The following is a 20,394-nucleotide window of genomic DNA, read 5'->3' as shown; positions in this document are numbered from 1 at the left end:
CAGCTATTTATCTCAATGCTACAGATTCTAACTTATAGTGAGTTATCTTCGTTCTGTTGAGTATATACGTAAAGTTTCGGTAATTTAGGATCATCTCGTACAAGAGCCTGTTTTGGATATTTCCTTAATTCTTTATACATGGCAAAGTCACCTATTGCACCAGCCATTAAAAAAGCTCCTACGAGTATTAAAACGGTACTATTAAAATAAAACCCAGCAATTGTCGGAAGAACACCAGTCGTCCAAAAAGGTAGTAATAATGCCTTTTTCATTGCTTGGTTGGAGAGAGGTTGTACTGTAGTCGCATAAGCAACACCAAGCTCTAAATTTATGCCATATTTTAAAGCCTTCAAGGGTACTTTGCCAAAAAACATAAAACCAATTAAATGAAATACCTCATGTAGAACAATAAAAATAATGTATAGAATCACAAAGAGTACTGTACCAACAATCATATTCCAAAAAGAAAAATGAAAATCTTTAAAGCAAATATATTGAATGGCTGTAAATAATATAACAAGACCACCTGTAATAACCAAATTATCAATCATCAATTTTTTTATATCTAATTCAATAACAATTGGCTCTTTATTTGGTAGCATTGAATCGCCCCTTTCATGGAAGATTGCAATATATATTCTTATTATATACCGAATTATTAGTTTGCGACTTGAAAGATAAGTACCTATATGTTACAATTCATTGATGTGAGTAATAATATTACTTGCTCCTTGCTCCCTTACATAGGAGAGCCTAAGTCCATAAGGAGGTGTAAACAGATGAGAAAATACGAATTAATGTACATCGTACGTCCGAACATTGAAGACGAAGCGAAGAAAGCTTTAGTTGAACGTTTCAACGAAATCTTAACTTCTAACGGTGCAGAAGTCATCGAATCAAAAGAGTGGGGCAAACGCCGCTTAGCTTATGAAATTCAAGACTTCCGCGAAGGTTACTACCAAATCGTGAAAGTAAACGCTCCTTCAGAAGCAATTAACGAGTATACACGTCTAGCTAACATTAGCGAAGACATCATTCGCCACATTGCAGTTCGCGAAGAAGCTTAATTATTGACTTTTAACAAAACGCTGAAAAGGAGGTTGTATTCTGATGATAAACCGTGTCGTATTAGTTGGAAGACTAACAAAAGATCCTGAGCTACGTTATACACCGAACGGAATTGCGTCTACAAGATTTACAGTTGCTGTAAACCGTGCATTCTCAAATCAACAAGGTGAACGCGAAGCTGATTTCATTAGCTGTGTTGCATGGCGAAAACAGGCCGAAAACCTAGCGAACTTCATGCGAAAAGGAAGTTTAATTGGGGTAGAAGGTCGTATCCAAACGGGCAGTTATGAAGGACAAGACGGTAAGCGAGTATATACAACAGATGTCGTGGCGGATAGCGTACAGTTTTTAGAACCACGTAATGGTAGCGGCGCTGCTGCTCCTCAATACGGTGGTGGACAAACTTACGGTAATAACCAACCGTCATATGGCGGTGGTCAGCCACAACAACAGTTTGGTGGCGCTATGCCAGGGCAGGGTTCCTATGGCGGCGATACTTATCAACAAAATCAACCACCTATGAATCAGCCGAATTATACACGTGTAGATGAGGATCCATTTGCGAATAGCAAAGGACCGATAGAAGTATCTGAGGATGATCTTCCATTCTAATGCTTCTATAATATAAAAAAAGATAAGGAGGAGACATACTATGGCACCACGTCGCGGAGGCCGCAAACGCCGTAAAGTTTGCTACTTCACTGCTAATAACATTACGCATATCGACTATAAAGATGTAGATTTATTAAAAAAATTCATCTCTGAGCGCGGTAAAATCTTACCACGTCGCGTAACTGGCACTAGCGCTAAGTACCAACGTAAATTAACTTCAGCTATCAAAGTATCTCGTATCATGGGATTACTTCCATTCGTAGCAGAAGATAAATAAGATTGATGACGTTAAGGTAACTGACCTTACATCAATTTTAAATACCAGCATATTACGATATTCGTATCGGGGTATGCTGGTTTTTTGTTATGGTAAAATGGAATTGGCAGTTGTTTGATAAAATTGATAACAAAGCATATAGTGATCTAAGCGATTTTTGTTCAACACTATGAAAAAATGGTACAATAAAGGATAGTAAGTTTGACTGAAAAAAAGGAAGGTTTTCAATGCCGAATAATCAAACAAAAGCGCTTGTCCAAGGCTCAATGATGGTTGCACTTTTTACGATATTAATGCTTATTTCTGCATATGTACCATTCATCTTTATAGTAGCTTTAATATTTGCTCCACTACCGATTGCTTGGTATAGCGCAAATTACAAGCGTTCCACATCCATACTTGTTGCAATAGTAGGCTGTATCCTAACCACGATAACAAGTGGAATATCCATGCTACCATTTGCCTTTATTTTAGGGCTAGTGGGTGTCGTAATGGGTAACGCAATTTATTTGAAGAAAAGTAAGCTCTTTTTATTTATGTCGACGGGGATTGCTAATCTAATTTCCATGGCAATTGTTTATATTGCTTATGTAAAACTGACGGGAATAGACTTTATTAATATGAGTTTAGAAGTAGCTCGTCAAAATTACGAGCAATCAAATGAATTTGCAAAGAATGTCACTGGCCAGGTAGCTATAAATCCAGAACAGCTTGAGGCAATGTTTAAAACAATTGAGCTAACTATGCCTGCAACGATTACAATATCAGCATTTTTTGCTGGATTTATTATCATTACATTAAACTTACCTGCATTAAAACGACTGGGAGTAGATATTCCTAAGTTTGCTCCGTTTCAAAATATGAGATTACCACGCTCTATTTTATGGTATTACATGATTGTTTTATGCATTAATTTATTTATGCGTCCAGAGGCCGGATCTACGTTAGATATAATTGTATTGAATGTTTCTTATATATTATGGTTGTTACTCATTCTACAAGGGATATCTTTTATCCATTACTTCATTTCAAAAAAAGGGATGCCAAATGGAGTAAAATGGGTTGCTACTTTGTTAGCTATTCCATTATCATCCTTCATGATCTTACTCGGTATCGTTGATTTAGGCTTTGACGTACGTTCACTTGTAAAGGGGAAGACTAAAGAATAAGGGGCTGATTGTAATGGGTACTTTTAGAAAACGACCAATTCGCTATCCGCTTTTTGTTCTTTCCATATTTGGAATTGTGACGTTCGTGCTTCTATGTATTTGGAATATCGGGATAGGTATCGGTTATGGAATAGGTTTTGTTTTATTGATGGCTTACACATGGAAGGTCGAAAAGATAGCTTTTGAAGAAACTGAGAAGCATATTGAATCCATTTCCTTCCGTATGAAAAAAGTTGGAGAAGAGGCATTGCTAGAAATGCCGATTGGGATATTGCTGGTTAACGAGCAATATGAAATAGAATGGTCCAACCCATATATGCAAGGCATTTTAAATATGGAGTCATTAGTTGGAGAAGGTATTGTTAATATATCTGATGACATCTATGTACTAATGAAGACCGAAGAAACAAATGAGGCTACGATTACGCTACGTGATCGGAAATATCGTGTTTATTATAAAAAAGAGGAACGTCTACTGTATTTCTTTGATATAACAGAACAGATTGCCATTGAAAAGCAATACTACGCAGATCGTACAGTTATCGCTATATTATTTGTCGACAATTACGATGAAATCACGCAAGCTATGGATGACCAACCACGTAGTTTAACCAATACGATGGTTACATCAATTGTCAATGAGTGGGCTGCTGAGCATGGCGTATTTGTAAAACGAATATCATCAGATCGCTTTTTAGCAGTGTTAAACGAATCTATTTTAACAGAGCTGGAAAAGAAAAAATTTGCTATTTTAGATACCATTCGAGAAAAAACAGCTCAAAAGAATTTATCATTAACATTAAGTATTGGTGTAGGAGCTGGATCATCCTCGCTAGTAGAGTTGGGTGAATTGGCACAATCGAGTCTTGATCTTGTTCTAGGACGTGGTGGAGACCAAGTGGCGATTAAACAACCTACTGGTAAACTTAAATTTTACGGTGGGAAAACAAATCCAGTTGAAAAACGTACACGTGTTAGAGCGCGCGTTATTTCACATGCATTGCGTGATTTAATTCAAGACAGTGACCAAGTGTTTGTAATGGGACATAAAAATCCTGATATGGACTCTATTGGGGCATCTGTTGGTGTACGGAAAATGGCACAAATGAATGATGTAAAGGGTTATGTCATTATAAACTTTGATGAATTAAACGGTAGCGTTACACGACTAATGAATGAAATCGAGAGTAAATCGGATTTCTATGAAAATTTCCTTACACCTGAAGAAGCTGCTGGGAAAATGACAGAAAAATCATTGCTTGTTATCGTGGATACTCATAAGCCTAATTTAGTAATTGATGCACACTTATTAAAACTAGCTGAAAAGGTTGTTGTGATCGATCATCATCGTCGTAGTGAAGACTTTATCGAAAATCCTACACTTGTTTATATGGAGCCGTATGCGTCGTCTACGGCTGAGCTAGTAACAGAGCTACTAGAATATCAGCCGAAGCGTGCGAAGATCAATATGCTAGAGGCCACTGCTTTACTGGCAGGTATTATTGTCGATACCAAAAGCTTTACACTTCGAACGGGAGCACGTACATTTGAAGCGGCTTCTTATTTACGGACGAACGGTGCGGATACAGTATTAGTGCAGCGCCTTTTAAAAGAGGATGTGGACACATATATTGAGCGCTCTAAAATTGTGCAAACAGTCAAATTTGTAAAACCTGGAATTGCTGTTGCTGTTGGTGAAGATTCGAAAGTGTATGACTCTGTCTTAATTGCACAAACAGCAGATATTTTGCTAACTATGAAAGATGTAAGTGCATCCTTTGTCATTGCGCATCGAGCAGATGGAAAAATTGGTATAAGTGCACGATCGCTTGGAGAGGTCAATGTACAGCTAATCATGGAGAGGCTCGGCGGTGGTGGACATTTAACGAATGCCGCCTGCCAAATAGATGCTAAATCCATTGATGGCGTGAAAAAACATTTAGAAGAGGCCATAAATGAGGTCATTGAAGGGAGTTCGGACTAATGAAAGTAGTATTTTTAAAAGACGTTAAAGGAAAAGGAAAAAAAGGTGAAATTAAAAACGTAGCTGATGGCTATGCACAAAATTTCCTTATTAAAAATGGCTATGCTGCAGAAGCAAATGCTCAAGCATTAAGTCAATTAGAGGGACAAAAAAAATTAGAAGCTAAAAATGCTGCTGCTGAATTAGCTGAAGCACAAGCGTTAAAAGAAAAAGTTGAAAAATTAACAGTTGAGCTAAAAGCAAAATCTGGTGAAGGTGGCCGTCTATTTGGCTCAGTATCTACAAAGCAAATTGCTGATGCATTACAAAAAGTGCATGGTATTAAAATTGATAAACGTAAGATGACTTTACCTGAAGGTATTCGTGCACTTGGTTTTACAAATGTTCCAGTAAAACTACATCATGAAGTATCAGCAACATTAAAAGTACATGTAACGGAAGAATAAGGAGCGACGATCCATGAGTGAACCGATGATGGACCGCGTTCCACCGCATAACCGGGAGGCGGAGCAATCGGTTATCGGTGCTATTTTCCTTGAACCACAGGCGTTAATAACAGCATCAGAAATTTTATTGGCCGATGATTTTTATTTAAATGCCCATAAGAAAATTTTCGAAACGATGCTGCGTTTGAGTGATCAAGGAAAAGCGATAGATGTTGTAACAGTTACGGAAGAATTATCAGCTAAAAAAGAGATTGAAGACGTTGGCGGGCTATCTTATTTACTAGAGCTCGCCAATGCTGTCCCTACAGCTGCCAATGTCGCACATTATGCAAAAATTGTTGAGGAAAAGGCACTATTACGTCGCTTAATTCGTGTAGCTACGAAAATCGTCGAGGACGGCTATACGCGTGAGGACGAAGTAGAGGCGTTATTAGGTGAAGCAGAAAAGAAAATGATGGAGGTTGCCAATCGAAAGAACGCAGGTGACTTTAAGCATGTTAAAGATGTGCTTGTGGAAACTTTCGATAATATTGAGCAACTGCAATCACAAAAGGGAGAAGTAACAGGAATACCTACTGGCTTCCGTGATTTAGATAACATTACTGCTGGCTTCCAACGCAACGACTTAATTATTGTTGCGGCACGTCCATCTGTAGGGAAAACCGCCTTTGCGTTGAACGTTGCGCAAAGTGTTGCCGTGCAAGCACGTGAAAATGTTGCGATCTTTTCTTTAGAGATGGGTGCAGAACAACTAGTAATGCGTATGCTTTGTGCAGAAGGTAACATAGATGCACAAGTTTTACGTACAGGTGCTTTAACTACGGAAGATTGGGGTAAACTAACGATGGCAATGGGTAGTTTATCGAATTCAGGGATATTTATTGATGATACACCAGGTGTACGTATCAATGAAATTCGTGCAAAATGTCGACGTTTAGCACAAGAAAATGGACTTGGAATGATCTTAATTGATTATTTACAGTTAATTCAAGGTAGTGGTAAGCCAGGAGAAAACCGTCAGCAAGAGGTATCAGAGATTTCACGTTCCTTAAAGGGATTAGCCCGTGAATTAAAGGTTCCTGTTATTGCACTATCACAGCTATCACGTGGAGTTGAGCAACGACAAGATAAACGACCAATGATGAGTGACTTACGTGAATCGGGAAGTATTGAGCAAGATGCTGATATTGTTGCCTTTTTATACCGTGATGACTATTACGATAAAGAATCTGAGAATAAAAATATGATCGAAATTATTATTGCCAAACAACGTAATGGTCCAACAGGAACAGTTACACTTGCTTTTAAAAAGGAATTTAATAAATTCATTAATGTGGATTGGTCACAAATGCCACCACCACCGCCGCGTGATTAGTCATCATTCAGATAAGTTGCCTCTTAAGTAATGAAATATTACCCATAGATTGAATTAATCTGAATGTTCGATAATATTCATATCATTCTGTTATTAAACACGAACGTTGAATCAGATTTTTTGATTATATGTTCGTGTTTTTTAACTTTTTTTTATTGACGGGGCGTTTCTATCATTGTTACAATGATTTAGGCTTAAAAATTGAGATACAAAGGTATCTAACGGAGGTGCTGATTATGACATCAGTAGTAGTTGTAGGAACACAGTGGGGAGACGAAGGAAAAGGTAAAATTACAGATTTCCTTTCGCAAAAAGCCGATGCAATCGCTCGATTTGCAGGTGGGGATAATGCAGGACATACCATTAAAATTGATGGTGAAACATATAAACTACATTTAATTCCATCAGGGATCTTCTATAAAGAAAAAACTTCAGTAATTGGTAACGGATTAGTTGTCAATCCAAAGTCATTAGTAACAGAGCTTAAAGGCTTACAAGAACGTGGTATTGATACAGATAATCTACGTATTTCTAATCGTGCACATGTTATTTTGCCTTACCATATTAAGCAAGATATCGCTGACGAAGCTAGTCGTGGGGAAAATAAAATTGGCACAACTTGTAAAGGGATTGGGCCTTGTTATCAAGATAAAGTAGCACGTATCGGAATTCGAATGGCTGACTTACTTGATAAAGATATTTTTGAGGAAAAACTACGTCATAATTTAGCCATTAAAAATAAATTATTTGAGAAATTCTATGAAGTTGAAGGCGTAACATTCGAAGAAATTTTTGAGGAATACTATGGTTACGGTCAAGAAATTGCAAAATATGTAACAGATACATCTAAAATTTTAAATGATGTACTTGATGAAGGCGGTAAAGTGTTATTTGAAGGGGCTCAAGGTATTTTACTTGATGTAGATCAAGGTACGTATCCATATGTAACTTCTTCAAATCCCGTAGCTGGTGGAGTAGCCATTGGCGCTGGTGTTGGTCCATCACGAGTGACAAGTGTTATTGGTGTATCAAAGGCTTATACTTCTCGTGTAGGAGATGGTCCTTTCCCAACAGAGTTATTTGATGAAGTAGGACAACAAATTCGTGAGGTTGGTCGCGAGTACGGTACAACAACAGGACGTCCACGTCGTGTAGGTTGGTTTGATACAGTAGTTGTTCGTCATTCACGTCGCGTAAGTGGTATCACACATCTTGCTCTAAACTCTATTGATGTTTTATCTGGCTTAGAAACAGTCAAAATCTGTACTGCCTATAATTATAAAGGTGAAACAATAACAGAGTACCCAGCAAATCTTCATATTATTGAACAATGTGAACCAATTTATGAGGAACTTCCAGGCTGGTCTGAGGATGTAACAAGCTGCCGAACTTTAGATGAACTACCTGATAATGCTCGCCGCTACGTAGAACGTATTAGTGAGTTAACAGGAATTCAAATTGCTACGTTCTCAGTTGGACCTGCTCGTGAGCAAACAAACGTTTTAGTTGATGTTTGGGAAGCATAATTTAAGATAAATGGAAATGGGCGTGCCATAAGTGGTACGCCCATTTTTTAGTGAATATCCTTCTTCTTAAAGCGACCACCCTTTACCTCTGCGATATTACCAATGGCTAAAAAGGCATTATCATCTATCTCAGCGACAATTGATTTTAGCTTAGATTCTTCTAACCGAGTAATAACTGTGAAGATGACTTTCTTATCGTTGCCAGTATAAGCTCCTTCCCCATGAAGAAAAGTAACACCACGCCCAAGTCGATCCATAATTGTTTGTCCTATTTCATCAATGTCGTCACTAATGATATAAACGGATTTTGATTCCTCTAATCCTTGAATCACAATATCAATCATTTTATAGGCAATATAGTATGCAATAATGGAGTACATTGCTTGTTCCCAATTAAAAACAAAACCTGCCACTGTGAAAATAAGGACGTTGAAGAACATAATAATTTCTCCAACTGAAAAAGGTGTCTTGCTATTAAAAAGAATGGCTAGTATTTCAGTTCCATCCAAAGAACCACCATACCGAATGACAATTCCGACACCAACGCCTAAAATCATTCCCCCAAAAACTGTAGCCAATAATGTATCTTCCGTAAATGGATGTATGTTATGTAAGACAAGGGTTGCTAAGGAGAGTACGGTAATACCTAGCCCTGTAGACAGTGCGAAAGTTTTACCAATTTGTTTATAGCCTAAGAAAATAAAAGGTAAGTTTAAAATGAAGATGAAAATACCAAGGGGTAAATTTAATAAATGAGATGTAATGATGGAAACACCGACAATGCCTCCATCCATAATGTGGTTGGGTACTAAAAATAATTCTAAGCCCAATGCCATTATAATCGCACCTAGTGACACCATAATAATTCTTAGGAAAATTTTATGCATATTCGTTCTCTGATGTCTCAACATTTTTGTTGGATTATCAGCGGTTTGTGAATCACTCAATTTAATCGCTCCAATCAAATAGTGTACCTTCTCTTATATTTTATCGGAATATTAAAAAAGTAAAAAGTATTAAGTCAAAATTCCCTTGAAAAAATTTAGAGATTAGTATACTCACTATTCAGCATTCATTTCATTAATTACCTAATATGTAGATAAAATATCAATAAATAAAAAGTATCTAAAATGTATTCTATGTAACAATTAGTAGTTAAATAATACATTTACATTACAAAAGGGTGAAATTATTCAAACGTTATTTTCTTTATGGTACATTATAAGGGTGCAAAAAATCCTTGTGGGTAAATCATCCTACTGAAGGGTAAAGTTGGAAGGGGCTTTATTGATGAATTCGTTTTTTAAAAGAAAAGAAGAAAACAATAGATTCACCTACAATTTTTCTTCTTTTAAAAAGGCTTCAATCGTTGCAGTTTTAATGACAAGCCTAACGATTAATATGGGTTTTGCCAAGGAATATGACAAAGAAAACTTAAATAAAATTTACCACGTTTATGTGGGGAATGAATATATTGGTGCAGTATCTGATGAGAAGGTAATTCAAGATATCATTGCATCTAAAGAAAAAGCAGCGAGTCAGCAATTTAAAGGGTTTTCTATTGACGCTAGTTCAGCTGTTAAAATAATCCCAGAACAAGTTTTTGTGAATGAAACAAAAGATGCAGAAACACTATCAAAGCTTAAGCAATCATTAGTAGCGAAGTCTGATGCATTTACATTATTAGTTGATCATAAACCAGTCGTATCGTTAAAGAATACAGAGGCTTATGAAAAAACTGTTCAGCTGTTAAAGCTACAATATGTTTCTCAGCAAGAATTAGATAAACTAGCGAATACCCAACAATCTATTAATAATTTACCTGAACTGCAAAATGGTGAATCGCGTCTTTTAGATATTTCCTTTAAACAGGGAGTCTCAGGATTATCACAAAAGGTTACACCAACTGATATTTTATCGCCTGAGCAAGCAGTAAAATATTTAATGACAGGTCATCTAGAGCAAGAAACATATAAAATTCAATCAGGTGATGTATTAGGTTCGGTTGCTAAAAAACACAATTTAACAACTAGTGAACTATTAGCTTTGAACCCTGGTATTACTGTGGATACAGTTTTACAAATTGGGCAAGCATTAAATGTTACAGTGGCAAAGCCATTTGTCACAATTGAGGTAAAAAAGGAAAAGAAAGTTGCAGATGTAATTCCATTTAAAAAAGTGGTCAAAGAAGACCCGACTATGTATAAAGGCGAAAAAGTGATTAAACAAGAAGGCGCTAATGGAAAAAAAGAAACAACCTATGCATTAACATCTGAAAACGGTACGCAAACATCGAAAGTAGCATTAGAAGAAAAAATCATTCAACAACCAGTAGATCAAATTGAAGTAGTTGGCACAAAGGTAATTTCTTCACGAGGTACTGGCGAATTTGCATGGCCAGCAGTTGGGGGCTATATCTCAAGTGGTATGGGTGAACGTTGGGGAGCCTTCCATCGTGGTATTGATATCGCTCGTCCAAGTAACTATAATATTTTAGCTGCTGATAATGGTATAGTTGTTGCGGCTGGTTCTTCAGGCACTTATGGTAATCGTATTGTTATTAATCACAATAATGGTTATACAACGCTTTATGGACATTTATCTTCAATTAATGTTGAAGTGGGACAAGTAGTGGAAAAAGGTTCTGTAATCGGCATAATGGGTTCAACTGGTAATTCTACAGGTACTCATTTGCACTTTGAAGTTGAAAAGAACGGTTCATTAGAAAATCCATTATCTTATGTAGGTCGATAAACGCGTTGAATAGAAGGCAGTCCGAATAGTGGACTGTCTTTTTCTATTATTTCCCGAGAAATAATTGTTGAAATATATCCTTTTATGTCACAGTATTGGATGGATTGAATATCGATTAATGCATAGAACTCGAAAGCATGATAGAGTTAAGAGTAGTGAATTTACAAATACACATTGTTTAGAATAGATAAAAAGCGAAAGGGAGAGAATGTATGAACAAAACAATATTAGTTGTTGACGATGAAAAACCAATCGCAGATATTTTGCAATTTAATTTAATAAAAGAAGGCTATAAAGTTATTTGTGCTTATGATGGAGATGAAGCGTTAAAGAAAGTGGAGGAAGAGCAACCCGACTTAATGCTTTTAGATATCATGCTGCCGAAGCGTGATGGAATGGAAGTTTGTAGAGAGGTACGTAAAAAATACGATTTCCCTATAATTATGCTAACAGCGAAAGGCTCTGAAATTGATAAAGTATTAGGATTAGAGATGGGTGCAGATGATTATGTAACAAAGCCATTTAGTACTCGTGAGCTTATTGCGCGTGTAAAAGCCAATATGCGCCGTTTACAAGTGGTTGCTCCTGTGGCAGAAGAGGCTGAGGAAGAGTCAAATGAGATTGTGGTAGGATCTCTTGTTATTCAACCAGATGCATATCTAGTAATGAAGCGTGATGAAACAATTGAATTAACACATCGTGAATTTGAGTTACTTCATTATTTAGGAAAACACATTGGTCAAGTAATGACACGTGAGCACTTACTACAAACGGTATGGGGCTATGATTACTTTGGCGATGTGCGAACTGTTGACGTAACAATTCGTCGCTTACGTGAAAAAATTGAGGATAATCCTAGTCATCCTGCTTGGATTGTCACACGACGTGGTGTAGGTTATTATTTACGAAATCCTGAACAGGAGTAATAGGAATGCAGAAAGTAAGCTTCTTTAAATCCATTCATGTCAAATTAGTGCTGATTTATATTTTATTAATCTTACTTGCTTTACAAATTATCGGTATCTATTTCGCACGTCAATTAGAACAAAATTTGAAGAGCAACTTCCAAGATTCTATTTTCCAGCGGGTTGACTTGATGCAATATAGTCTCCGTGAGGAAATTTTAAAGGAACGCGATGAAAGCATGCCAAAACTAGAGGAAAGCTTAAAGTCAATTGTAATGGAGTTTTCTACTGGTTTAAGGGATGTTTCGAATGGTGATATTCTAGAAATTCGTGTCATTGATGATAGACAAAGGATACTAGCAACATCTGAGCTTGAGAATCAAAATTTAATTGGACAACGCTCTAACACAGACCTTGTACGACGTGCGATATCGGCTGAAACGCTCTTTGATATCATTAAACTTGATAACAAAACAAGGAATCGAGTATGGGTATTGGCGAACCCGATTCGAGCGGGTGCAGGGCCAGATGATGAAATTATCGGTGTTCTATATATTGAAGCGAATATTGAGTCTGTTTTTGAACAAATGAACGAAATTAATCGTATTTTCCTTGGCGGCACAGCAATGTCGTTAGTCTTTACGATCTTTTTAGGTATTCTTGTTGCACGAACAATTACACAGCCAATTGCTGATATGCGAAAGCAAGCTCAGGCAATGGCGAAGGGAAACTATTCCAGAAAAGTACGCGTATATGGTACGGATGAAATCGGACAGCTAGCGATAACCTTTAATCATTTAACTAATCGTTTACAAGAGGCACAATCGACCACAGAAGCGGAACGACGTAAGCTCGATTCGGTTCTGAGTAATATGACAGATGGGGTTATTGCAACAGATCGTAAGGGACGTATTATTTTAATTAATGATCCTGCACTTGAGTTGCTACATATTTCAAGGGATATTACATTAGGTCGCCCTATTGCTTCCGTATTGGGAATCGATCAGGAATATAGTTTTGAAGACTTGATTTATATGAGTGATGCAATCAATTTAAACTTTAGTACAGCGGATGCTCCCTATATATTACGTGCCAATTTCTCCGTTATTCAAAAAGAGACAGGCTTTATTAATGGTCTTATTACTGTACTACACGATATAACGGAGCAGGAAAAGATAGAAATGGATCGACGAGAGTTTGTATCGAATGTATCACATGAATTAAGAACACCATTAACAACAATGCGTAGTTATTTAGAGGCACTAGCAGATGGGGCATGGAAAGATGAAAATATCGCTCCTACATTTTTAAATGTAACGCAAACTGAAACAGAGCGTATGATTCGTCTAGTGAATGATTTATTGCAATTATCACGAATGGATAGTGCAGACTACGAATTGAATAAAGATATTGTCTTATTTAATTCATTCTTTAATCGTATAATTGACCGATTTGAAATGTCTAAGTCCGATAAAGTACAATTTGAACGAATATTCCCTGAAACGTCCTTTTATGTAGAAATTGATACGGATAAGGTGACTCAGGTTATTGATAATATTATTTCAAATGCAATCAAATACTCACCGGATGGTGGTAATATTCGCTTTGGCTTTACTGGACAAGGGGATATGCTGAAAGTCATGATTTCAGATGATGGTATGGGGATTCCTAAAGAAAACGTAGGTCGTATTTTTGATCGTTTCTATCGCGTTGATCGTGCACGAGCTCGTTCAATGGGAGGAACAGGATTAGGATTGGCTATTGCTCGGGAAATGATTGAGGCTCATGGTGGTAAGATTTGGGCTGAAAGTGAGGAAGGACAAGGTACAACCATTTTCTTCACATTACCATATGATGCAGATGAATTTGGTGAGGCAGGTGAGTGGGAATGAAATATATAGAACCAGTTAAATCTGTTGTACTATTTCTACTCGTCATGCTGAGTGTGGTTTTAACCTTTTTGATCTGGACCTATACACCTGATTATAAATATATAGAAAAAACAGAGTTAGAGGAAATTCTAATTAAGCCTCAAAAAGATATGGAGGATGTTATTCGTCCATACAAGGCTATTTTCCGTTCCGATGAGGAATTTAAAGGTACAGTATCTAACGCAGCTATGAAAGATATTATGAAAGTATTTAAAGGCTGGAATGTATTAGACTTAGTGCCTGTTAACAATAATCTTTCTGCAAACTATGTCAATCAAATCATTGGCACAAATAATCGCATGACAATCTTTTTCACTGGAGAGATTCCTTTTTCAGCCTTTAACACGATTTTTCAGTATACGGATAAGGAATTACCAGAAACAACATTTAATCGTATGATTATAGATTGGAGCAATTATAATAGCAAGGATTTAATGATTTATTACATTAGTGGTAATAACCAATCATTATTCCGATCACATGTCAGCGTGCCAAACATGAATCAATTTATACAGGAAGTCATAGAGCCTGCAAAAAAATATGGCACTTTTAAAGAAATTGAGCGAGAAAGCCAGACATCTCTTTATGTAGATAACAATAAAACGGAATCTGTAAAATTTACGTACTATATTGAAGAAATCTCACCAGAATTATTTAAAAATGTATTATTTACAGATCCAAATATTGTACGGCGCAATATTGAAAGTGCGTCTTCTGAAAAATATACAGATGGTATGTCATTAATGACGTTAGATACAAATCTAAAGTCATTAAATTATGTTTATCCAGCTGCAGAGAGCGGTATTAGAATTGAGCCATCAAAACTTCTAAAAGATAGCTTTGAATTTATTAACGAGCATGGGGGATTTACTGCAGATTTCCGCTATGCTTCAACGAGTACCAATAAAAATCAAATGGATTATCAATTATATTTGCAAGGTTTACCGGTCTATAGCAATCATGTCATTACCCGGATGACGACAATTTGGGGAGATAGCCGGATTTTCCATTATAAGCGTCCATACTTTTCCTTAGATATGGATATTGAAGCAGAAAAGGAAATAAAAGAATTGCCTTCTGGAGTAAATATTGCCGAGAGATTAAAAAACGCAAATAATATTGCCTTAGCTGATATTGATGAGATTGTTTTGGGTTATTATTTAACGCAAAACCAAGAACTTAATATATTTACATTTGAACCATGCTGGTTTGTCATTCGTAATGGATCTTGGATTAAACTAACTCCTGAAGTATTAGGAGGTGTTAAAAATGGATTGGAATAGAACAAAATCTATTTTTATATTCGTTTTTTTAATTCTAAACATCTTCTTGTATTCCCTTTATGTAAATCGCTATAATGAAGCGAAAGATATTGAGGTTCCAGGTGAAAAAACAATAGAAGCTCGTTTAAAAGATGATAATATTACGTATGGCACACTACCAAATAATATTGAAACTGCTTCGTATATGACAGCTCAAGTCCATAAATTCACAACAGCTGAATTTAGTAATAGCAACCAACAAATTAATATTAAGGATTCAAAGGCGGATTCAAAGGCTCGTGCTATTTTTATAAAACCTGTTAAATTACGTAATGTGAGTGATGATGCAAGCTTTACGGATTTTGTCCTTGCAAACATAACTGAAGGAGAATCTTACGCCTTATGGAAAGTAGACAGGGAAGAACGAGTCGCTGTTTTTTTCCAGAAAACCAATAATCGAATGTTTTATTATAATGGTTCATTAAAAATTAAGTGGAATGCTAACAATGAAGTAACGATGTATGAACAAACAATGATTGATAATATTGAGGAAATGGAACAACAGGAAACTGTCATTCCGCCTCTTCAAATTATTCAAACTTTATATGCAAAGGGAACGCTCAAGCCAGACTCGCGTATTACGCAAATGAAGTTAGGTTACTCCACGCTTGTTAAATTAACTCGAACTCAGGTATTAGTGCCAACATGGGAAGTTCAAGTGAAATTATCTGATGGACAAAAGGAAGAGTATTTTGTCAATGCAGTTGAAGGCAAAGTGATCGAGATCCAGGAGGACAAGCAAGAGAGCGAAGAAGAAGACTGGGGAGTTGAATAATGCGATTTAGTGTTTTAGCTAGTGGCAGTACAGGAAATTCGATTTATGTAGAAAATGACGACTACTCTTTTATCGTCGACGCTGGCCTTAGTGGGAAAAAAATGGAGCAGCTTTTTACAAAAATCGACCGTAATATGAAGCAGCTTAGTGGTATTTTTGTTACACATGAGCATAGTGATCATATTAAAGGGATTGGTGTACTGGCACGAAAATATAATGTACCAATTTATGCAAACGCCAAAACGTGGCAGGCAATGGACGGGCTAGTTGGCGACATTCCTATAGAGCAACGCTTTGAATTTGAAATGGACACAGTGAAACATTTTGGTTCTTTAGCCGTTGAATCCTTTGCCGTTTCTCACGATGCAGCAGATCCAATGTTCTACACTTTCCATGAGAATGATCGTAAGCTTGTCATTATTACAGATACGGGCTATGTCAGTGATCGTATGAAGGGTATTATACGTGGTGCAGATTCTTTTGTTTTTGAAAGTAATCATGATGTTAATATGCTTCAAATGGGACGTTATCCTTGGTCGATTAAACGTCGTATTTTAAGTGATGTAGGACATGTTTCTAATGAGGATGCCGCTATCGCAATGAGTGAAGTTGTGTTTGATAAGACGACCAATATTTATCTTTCGCATTTAAGTAAGGATAATAATATGAAAGAGTTGGCACGTATGAGCGTCACACAAACATTGCAATCTTGTGGCATTCTTGTAGGTGAGCATGTGCATCTTTTTGATACAGATGCAGAGGAACCTACAACATTAGTCACGGTTTAATCATAAGGTATTTAGGGAAAACTTGATGCTGTTCAATGCATTTCACAATGTGCATTGAGCAGCTATTTTTATGTCCATTTTAATTGTTTTTCATCTGATTTTAATGTTTGAATCGTAAGATTAGGGTAACAATTAAACAAATAGCAGTAAATGAAAGGATGAGGAACATGAGTTACTTTCAAGATGATGATAAAAACAGTGATTTCTTAAAAAAGGATGAAATACCGAAATCACCGCTGCAAGAAAGGTTAGAGCGTGAGGAGCAGGAAATGCAGGCCAAGCGTCTTAAAAAGAAAGGCGGAGGAAAAGGCGGTTATTTCTTTAGTGGTTTGATTGGTGTTATTATAGGAGCATTACTTGTATGGCTTATGTTACCGGGACTTGTCAATCAAATGCCTGGAACAACATCAAGTAGTACTGCAAAAAATAATACAACAATTAACCAAGTTGCAACAGAGGTAACGACAGATGTTACTTCAGCGGTAGACAAAGCCTCAGATGCAGTTGTTGGTATTGCAAATATTCAAGAAGTAACAAGTGGAGGTTTTTGGAGTCCACCATCAACAACTACAAAAGAAGCGGGCAGCGGTTCAGGTGTTGTTTATAAAATCGAAGGTGATAAAGCCTTTATCGTCACAAATAACCACGTTATTGAAGGGGCCAAGCAGCTAGAGGTCACAATGCAAGACGGAACAAAAGAACCTGCACAACTAGTCGGTCATGACGTTTGGACTGACCTTGCAGTTATTTCTATTAACTCTAAAAATGTTAAAACAGTGGCGACATTCGGGAACTCAGATGTTTTAAAACAAGGGGAAACGGTCATTGCCATTGGGAACCCACTTGGTCTAGAATTTTATGGCTCTGTTACAACGGGTGTTGTTTCAGGTAAAGACCGCTCTGTACCGGTAGACTTAAATGGTGATGGCACAGAAGATTGGCAACAAGAAGTATTACAAACAGATGCTGCGATTAACCCAGGGAATAGCGGGGGAGCACTTGTGAACTTAGCTGGAGAATTAGTAGGGATTAACTCCATGAAAATTGCTGAATCCTCAGTGGAAGGTTTAGGATTTTCTATTCCAATTAATTCAGCTATTCCAATTATCGAGGAATTAGAGAAAAATGGAGAAATGAAACGTCCAACAATGGGAGTTTCACTGGCTGATTTAACAGATGTCCCATCATTCTATCAGCAACAAACATTAAAATTACCTGCAGAGGTGACAACAGGCGTTGTTGTAACAGATGTTATGAATAACTCACCAGCATCAAAAGCAGGTGTTCAACAATATGATGTTATTGTTGAAATGGATGGTCAAAAAATTGAAACAACAATTGATTTACGCAAACATTTATATAATGACAAAAAAATTGGTGATAAACTAACATTAAAAGTGTACCGTCAAGGTAAATTAGTCGAACTATCACTAACATTAACAAATGGTAATACATTGTAAAGAGTATGAAAAAAACGATGGTGATCTAAAAAATCCCCATCGTTTTTTTATGAGGATGAGGAAAAACTTTAATGAAATATTGTGGATAACTAGAAAATTGTGAATACCATGAAATCGTGAGAAAAAGGCACTTCTTCCATACATGCCATTCCTTTGTTACAATAGATTGTGGATAACATAGACTGATTTGTGAATAAGTTTGTGGAAATTTCGGAAAATAAGGAGACATCAAAAAATGGAAAAGTACAGCTGTGAAAGTCATATAGATCACGCTTTAGACATGTTTGTAGCAGAGCAAAAAGAGTTCCCAATTATGGATAAAATCGAAGAGGATAAAAAGTTATCCACAAAGTGTAGCTACTGTGAACAGCCTGCGGAATATATTGTATCAAGTAAATAACTTTACACAATATATAGGTGGCGCTTGTGGATATGTTGATAACTTTTGTGGATAATTTGTTTGTAAATGAATTGTAAAGGTGGATAACGTGTGAATATAACGATTGTATCAGTCGGCAAACTAAAAGAAAAGTACTTAAAAATGGGTATCGATGAGTACGTAAAACGTCTAGGCGGCTACGCAAAAATAGATGTGATTGAGGTACCAGACGAAAAGGCGCCTGAACAACTAAGTGAAGCCGAAATGGACATCGTCAAGAAAAAAGAGGGGGAACGCATACTAGCTAAAATTAGCCAAGATGCCTACGTGATCGCTCTAGCTATTAACGGTAAAATGAAAACCTCCGAACAAATGGCAGCGGATATTGAATCTCTTATGACCTACGGCAAAAGTAAAATCACCTTTGTCATCGGTGGCTCCCTCGGCCTACATGAAGATGTCCTAAAACGAGCCGACGAACTACAATCCTTTGGCAAAATGACGCTACCGCACCAGCTCATGAAGCTCGTGCTAGTGGAACAGATTTATCGAAGCTTTAGGATTATGAAGGGTGAACCGTACCATAAGTAAGTGCGGTTTTCTTAGTCCTATACATCTAAAATGCTGCATTTTTAGAGGAAAGAGAAGACTTGAAAGATAATTATATAATGCGAATTTTGTAGAAAAGTGTCGGGTGCTATTAAAAGTGCCTGATACTTTTTTGTTTTATCGGGAGTAGATTGGGTATTAACTATCATAAGCAAGTTATATAGCAAGAGGTATTGAAGGAATAATCGAAAAAGAAAGGAGTTATAGCCAACATGTTGTTGAATAAGAAGTTACTATTAGTCTTTAGTACAATTGTAGTCTGCTTTTTGTCTGGTTGTGCTGAGAAGCAGAAGCTTGAAGACGGATCTGAATTAATAAATAAAAATCAATTTGTTTTTGCTACTTCTGGTGAATTTAAGCCATTTAGTTATATAAATGACGATCTCACAATGTCGGGCTTTGATATTGAGGTTGGTGAAGCGATTGCAAAGGAAATGGGCCTTGAGCCGGTTCAGAAACGAATCAAGTTCAAAGGGATTGTTGAAGGGGTAAAAACAGGCAGAGCAGATGCAGCCGTTGCAAGCCACACGATTAACCCACAGCGAAGTAAACATGTTTCTTTCTCTACCCCGTATTATTATTCAGGACCAAAAATTTTCACCAGACCGGATAGTAAGATAAGGACTGTTGAAGATTTAAAGGGAAAGGAAGTAGCGGTTGCAAAAGGATCAACATATGCCGATACAGCTTCTAAGTATACAGACAAAATAAAAACATATGACAGCGATATTACAGCATTAAAGGCGTTGAGTAGCGGACGTCATGATGCAGTAATCACAGATTTTGTTACAGGAAAAACTGCTGAAAAGGAAGGGTTTGAGATTAAAGGACAGCAATTAATTAATCGCAGTGAACAAGCAATCGTGCTGCCCCAGGATAATCCAAAGCTATTGAAGCGAGTAAATGAAACTTTGGAGCAACTTCGGGAAAATGGAACATTGACTCAAATCAGTATCAAATATTTTGGTGAGGACATTACCAAAAAATCAGAATAAACGAATGCTATAAAAGAAA

20 protein-coding genes are annotated in these 20,394 nt (G+C 36.8%); 18 read left to right on the top strand and 2 right to left on the bottom strand.

The window, feature by feature from the left end:
* Nucleotides 1–32: 32 nt before the first annotated feature.
* Nucleotides 33–602 (bottom strand): DUF3267 domain-containing protein, encoded by a 570-nt coding sequence (locus OU989_RS22335; protein WP_274795089.1) that lies wholly within the window; start codon nt 600–602, stop codon nt 33–35.
* A 177-nt stretch (nt 603–779) separates the two neighbouring features.
* Between OU989_RS22335 and rpsF the strand changes: the two genes are divergently transcribed.
* From rpsF to OU989_RS22295, 8 genes are all read left to right on the top strand, one after another.
* Nucleotides 780–1,067 (top strand): 30S ribosomal protein S6, encoded by a 288-nt coding sequence (gene rpsF, locus OU989_RS22330; RefSeq protein WP_274795088.1) that lies wholly within the window; start codon nt 780–782, stop codon nt 1,065–1,067.
* A 43-nt stretch (nt 1,068–1,110) separates the two neighbouring features.
* Nucleotides 1,111–1,680 (top strand): single-stranded DNA-binding protein, encoded by a 570-nt coding sequence (gene ssb, locus OU989_RS22325; RefSeq protein WP_274795087.1) that lies wholly within the window; start codon nt 1,111–1,113, stop codon nt 1,678–1,680.
* Nucleotides 1,681–1,720: 40 nt separating this feature from the next.
* On the top strand, nt 1,721–1,957 hold the full coding sequence (gene rpsR / locus OU989_RS22320; protein ID WP_012296211.1) for a 30S ribosomal protein S18: 237 nt from the start codon (nt 1,721–1,723) through the stop codon (nt 1,955–1,957).
* Between the two features lie 227 nt (nt 1,958–2,184).
* On the top strand, nt 2,185–3,126 hold the full coding sequence (locus OU989_RS22315) for a YybS family protein (RefSeq protein ID WP_274795086.1): 942 nt from the start codon (nt 2,185–2,187) through the stop codon (nt 3,124–3,126).
* A gap of 13 nt (nt 3,127–3,139) precedes the next feature.
* Nucleotides 3,140–5,110 (top strand): DHH family phosphoesterase, encoded by a 1,971-nt coding sequence (locus OU989_RS22310; protein WP_274795085.1) that lies wholly within the window; start codon nt 3,140–3,142, stop codon nt 5,108–5,110.
* A complete protein-coding gene (gene rplI, locus OU989_RS22305) occupies nt 5,110–5,556 on the top strand; it encodes a 50S ribosomal protein L9 (protein WP_274795084.1) in 447 nt (148 codons plus the stop codon). Before OU989_RS22310 ends, rplI begins: the two co-directional genes overlap by 1 nt.
* Nucleotides 5,557–5,569: 13 nt before the next feature.
* Nucleotides 5,570–6,931, top strand: coding sequence for a replicative DNA helicase (dnaB, locus tag OU989_RS22300; RefSeq protein WP_004233370.1), 1,362 nt, complete (start codon nt 5,570–5,572; stop codon nt 6,929–6,931).
* A gap of 236 nt (nt 6,932–7,167) precedes the next feature.
* On the top strand, nt 7,168–8,457 hold the full coding sequence (locus tag OU989_RS22295) for an adenylosuccinate synthase (RefSeq protein ID WP_274795082.1): 1,290 nt from the start codon (nt 7,168–7,170) through the stop codon (nt 8,455–8,457).
* Between the two features lie 47 nt (nt 8,458–8,504).
* Here the strand turns inward: OU989_RS22295 and OU989_RS22290 are convergent, their stop codons facing one another.
* Nucleotides 8,505–9,368: a YitT family protein gene (locus OU989_RS22290; RefSeq protein ID WP_274797396.1), complete on the bottom strand. Its 864-nt coding sequence runs from the start codon at nt 9,366–9,368 to the stop codon at nt 8,505–8,507.
* Nucleotides 9,369–9,747: 379 nt separating this feature from the next.
* Here OU989_RS22290 and OU989_RS22285 point away from each other — a divergent pair, with 379 nt between their 5' ends.
* The 10 genes from OU989_RS22285 to OU989_RS22240 all read left to right on the top strand — a co-directional run bounded on the left by OU989_RS22285 (nt 9,748) and on the right by OU989_RS22240 (nt 20,375).
* Nucleotides 9,748–11,211, top strand: a complete 1,464-nt coding sequence (locus tag OU989_RS22285) for a M23 family metallopeptidase (RefSeq protein WP_274795081.1) — start codon at nt 9,748–9,750, stop codon at nt 11,209–11,211.
* A 212-nt stretch (nt 11,212–11,423) separates the two neighbouring features.
* On the top strand, nt 11,424–12,137 hold the full coding sequence (gene yycF / locus OU989_RS22280; protein ID WP_274795080.1) for a response regulator YycF: 714 nt from the start codon (nt 11,424–11,426) through the stop codon (nt 12,135–12,137).
* A gap of 5 nt (nt 12,138–12,142) precedes the next feature.
* Nucleotides 12,143–14,008, top strand: coding sequence for a cell wall metabolism sensor histidine kinase WalK (gene walK, locus OU989_RS22275; RefSeq protein WP_274795079.1), 1,866 nt, complete (start codon nt 12,143–12,145; stop codon nt 14,006–14,008).
* Nucleotides 14,005–15,330 carry a YycH family regulatory protein gene (locus OU989_RS22270; RefSeq protein WP_274795078.1) on the top strand — a complete coding sequence of 442 codons (1,326 nt, stop codon included), beginning with the start codon at nt 14,005–14,007 and terminating at the stop codon, nt 15,328–15,330. Before walK ends, OU989_RS22270 begins: the two co-directional genes overlap by 4 nt.
* Entirely contained in the window at nt 15,317–16,144 is an 828-nt protein-coding gene (locus OU989_RS22265; RefSeq protein ID WP_274795077.1) for a two-component system regulatory protein YycI, read from the top strand. The genes OU989_RS22270 and OU989_RS22265 overlap by 14 nt, the downstream gene beginning before the upstream one ends.
* Entirely contained in the window at nt 16,144–16,932 is a 789-nt protein-coding gene (locus OU989_RS22260) for an MBL fold metallo-hydrolase (protein ID WP_274795076.1), read from the top strand. The genes OU989_RS22265 and OU989_RS22260 overlap by 1 nt, the downstream gene beginning before the upstream one ends.
* A 167-nt stretch (nt 16,933–17,099) precedes the next feature.
* Nucleotides 17,100–18,392, top strand: a complete 1,293-nt coding sequence (locus OU989_RS22255; RefSeq protein WP_274795075.1) for a S1C family serine protease — start codon at nt 17,100–17,102, stop codon at nt 18,390–18,392.
* A gap of 235 nt (nt 18,393–18,627) precedes the next feature.
* On the top strand, nt 18,628–18,792 hold the full coding sequence (locus OU989_RS22250; protein WP_274795073.1) for a CxxH/CxxC protein: 165 nt from the start codon (nt 18,628–18,630) through the stop codon (nt 18,790–18,792).
* Between the two features lie 90 nt (nt 18,793–18,882).
* Nucleotides 18,883–19,362: a 23S rRNA (pseudouridine(1915)-N(3))-methyltransferase RlmH gene (gene rlmH, locus OU989_RS22245; protein WP_274795071.1), complete on the top strand. Its 480-nt coding sequence runs from the start codon at nt 18,883–18,885 to the stop codon at nt 19,360–19,362.
* 230 nt (nt 19,363–19,592) lie between these two features.
* A complete protein-coding gene (locus OU989_RS22240; RefSeq protein ID WP_274795070.1) occupies nt 19,593–20,375 on the top strand; it encodes a transporter substrate-binding domain-containing protein in 783 nt (260 codons plus the stop codon).
* Nucleotides 20,376–20,394: the final 19 nt, after the last annotated feature.

The sequence above is a fragment of the Lysinibacillus irui genome (assembly GCF_028877475.1).
GTDB classification, from domain to species: Bacteria; Bacillota; Bacilli; order Bacillales_A; family Planococcaceae; genus Lysinibacillus; species Lysinibacillus irui.
The sequence above is the reverse complement of the archived record's forward strand: the minus strand, read 5'-3'. Positions and strand labels throughout refer to the sequence as shown.

Bases quoted from the DNA above. Each gene is read 5' to 3' on its own strand.
- OU989_RS22335 (WP_274795089.1), bottom strand. From the start codon at position 602: ATGCTACCAAATAAAGAGCCAATTGTTATTGAATTAGATATAAAAAAA.
- rpsF (WP_274795088.1), top strand. From the start codon at position 780: ATGAGAAAATACGAATTAATGTACATCGTACGTCCGAACATTGAAGAC.
- ssb (WP_274795087.1), top strand. From the start codon at position 1,111: ATGATAAACCGTGTCGTATTAGTTGGAAGACTAACAAAAGATCCTGAG.
- rpsR (WP_012296211.1), top strand. From the start codon at position 1,721: ATGGCACCACGTCGCGGAGGCCGCAAACGCCGTAAAGTTTGCTACTTC.
- OU989_RS22315 (WP_274795086.1), top strand. From the start codon at position 2,185: ATGCCGAATAATCAAACAAAAGCGCTTGTCCAAGGCTCAATGATGGTT.
- OU989_RS22310 (WP_274795085.1), top strand. From the start codon at position 3,140: ATGGGTACTTTTAGAAAACGACCAATTCGCTATCCGCTTTTTGTTCTT.
- rplI (WP_274795084.1), top strand. From the start codon at position 5,110: ATGAAAGTAGTATTTTTAAAAGACGTTAAAGGAAAAGGAAAAAAAGGT.
- dnaB (WP_004233370.1), top strand. From the start codon at position 5,570: ATGAGTGAACCGATGATGGACCGCGTTCCACCGCATAACCGGGAGGCG.
- OU989_RS22295 (WP_274795082.1), top strand. From the start codon at position 7,168: ATGACATCAGTAGTAGTTGTAGGAACACAGTGGGGAGACGAAGGAAAA.
- OU989_RS22290 (WP_274797396.1), bottom strand. From the start codon at position 9,368: ATGTTGAGACATCAGAGAACGAATATGCATAAAATTTTCCTAAGAATT.
- OU989_RS22285 (WP_274795081.1), top strand. From the start codon at position 9,748: ATGAATTCGTTTTTTAAAAGAAAAGAAGAAAACAATAGATTCACCTAC.
- yycF (WP_274795080.1), top strand. From the start codon at position 11,424: ATGAACAAAACAATATTAGTTGTTGACGATGAAAAACCAATCGCAGAT.
- walK (WP_274795079.1), top strand. From the start codon at position 12,143: ATGCAGAAAGTAAGCTTCTTTAAATCCATTCATGTCAAATTAGTGCTG.
- OU989_RS22270 (WP_274795078.1), top strand. From the start codon at position 14,005: ATGAAATATATAGAACCAGTTAAATCTGTTGTACTATTTCTACTCGTC.
- OU989_RS22265 (WP_274795077.1), top strand. From the start codon at position 15,317: ATGGATTGGAATAGAACAAAATCTATTTTTATATTCGTTTTTTTAATT.
- OU989_RS22260 (WP_274795076.1), top strand. From the start codon at position 16,144: ATGCGATTTAGTGTTTTAGCTAGTGGCAGTACAGGAAATTCGATTTAT.
- OU989_RS22255 (WP_274795075.1), top strand. From the start codon at position 17,100: ATGAGTTACTTTCAAGATGATGATAAAAACAGTGATTTCTTAAAAAAG.
- OU989_RS22250 (WP_274795073.1), top strand. From the start codon at position 18,628: ATGGAAAAGTACAGCTGTGAAAGTCATATAGATCACGCTTTAGACATG.
- OU989_RS22240 (WP_274795070.1), top strand. From the start codon at position 19,593: ATGTTGTTGAATAAGAAGTTACTATTAGTCTTTAGTACAATTGTAGTC.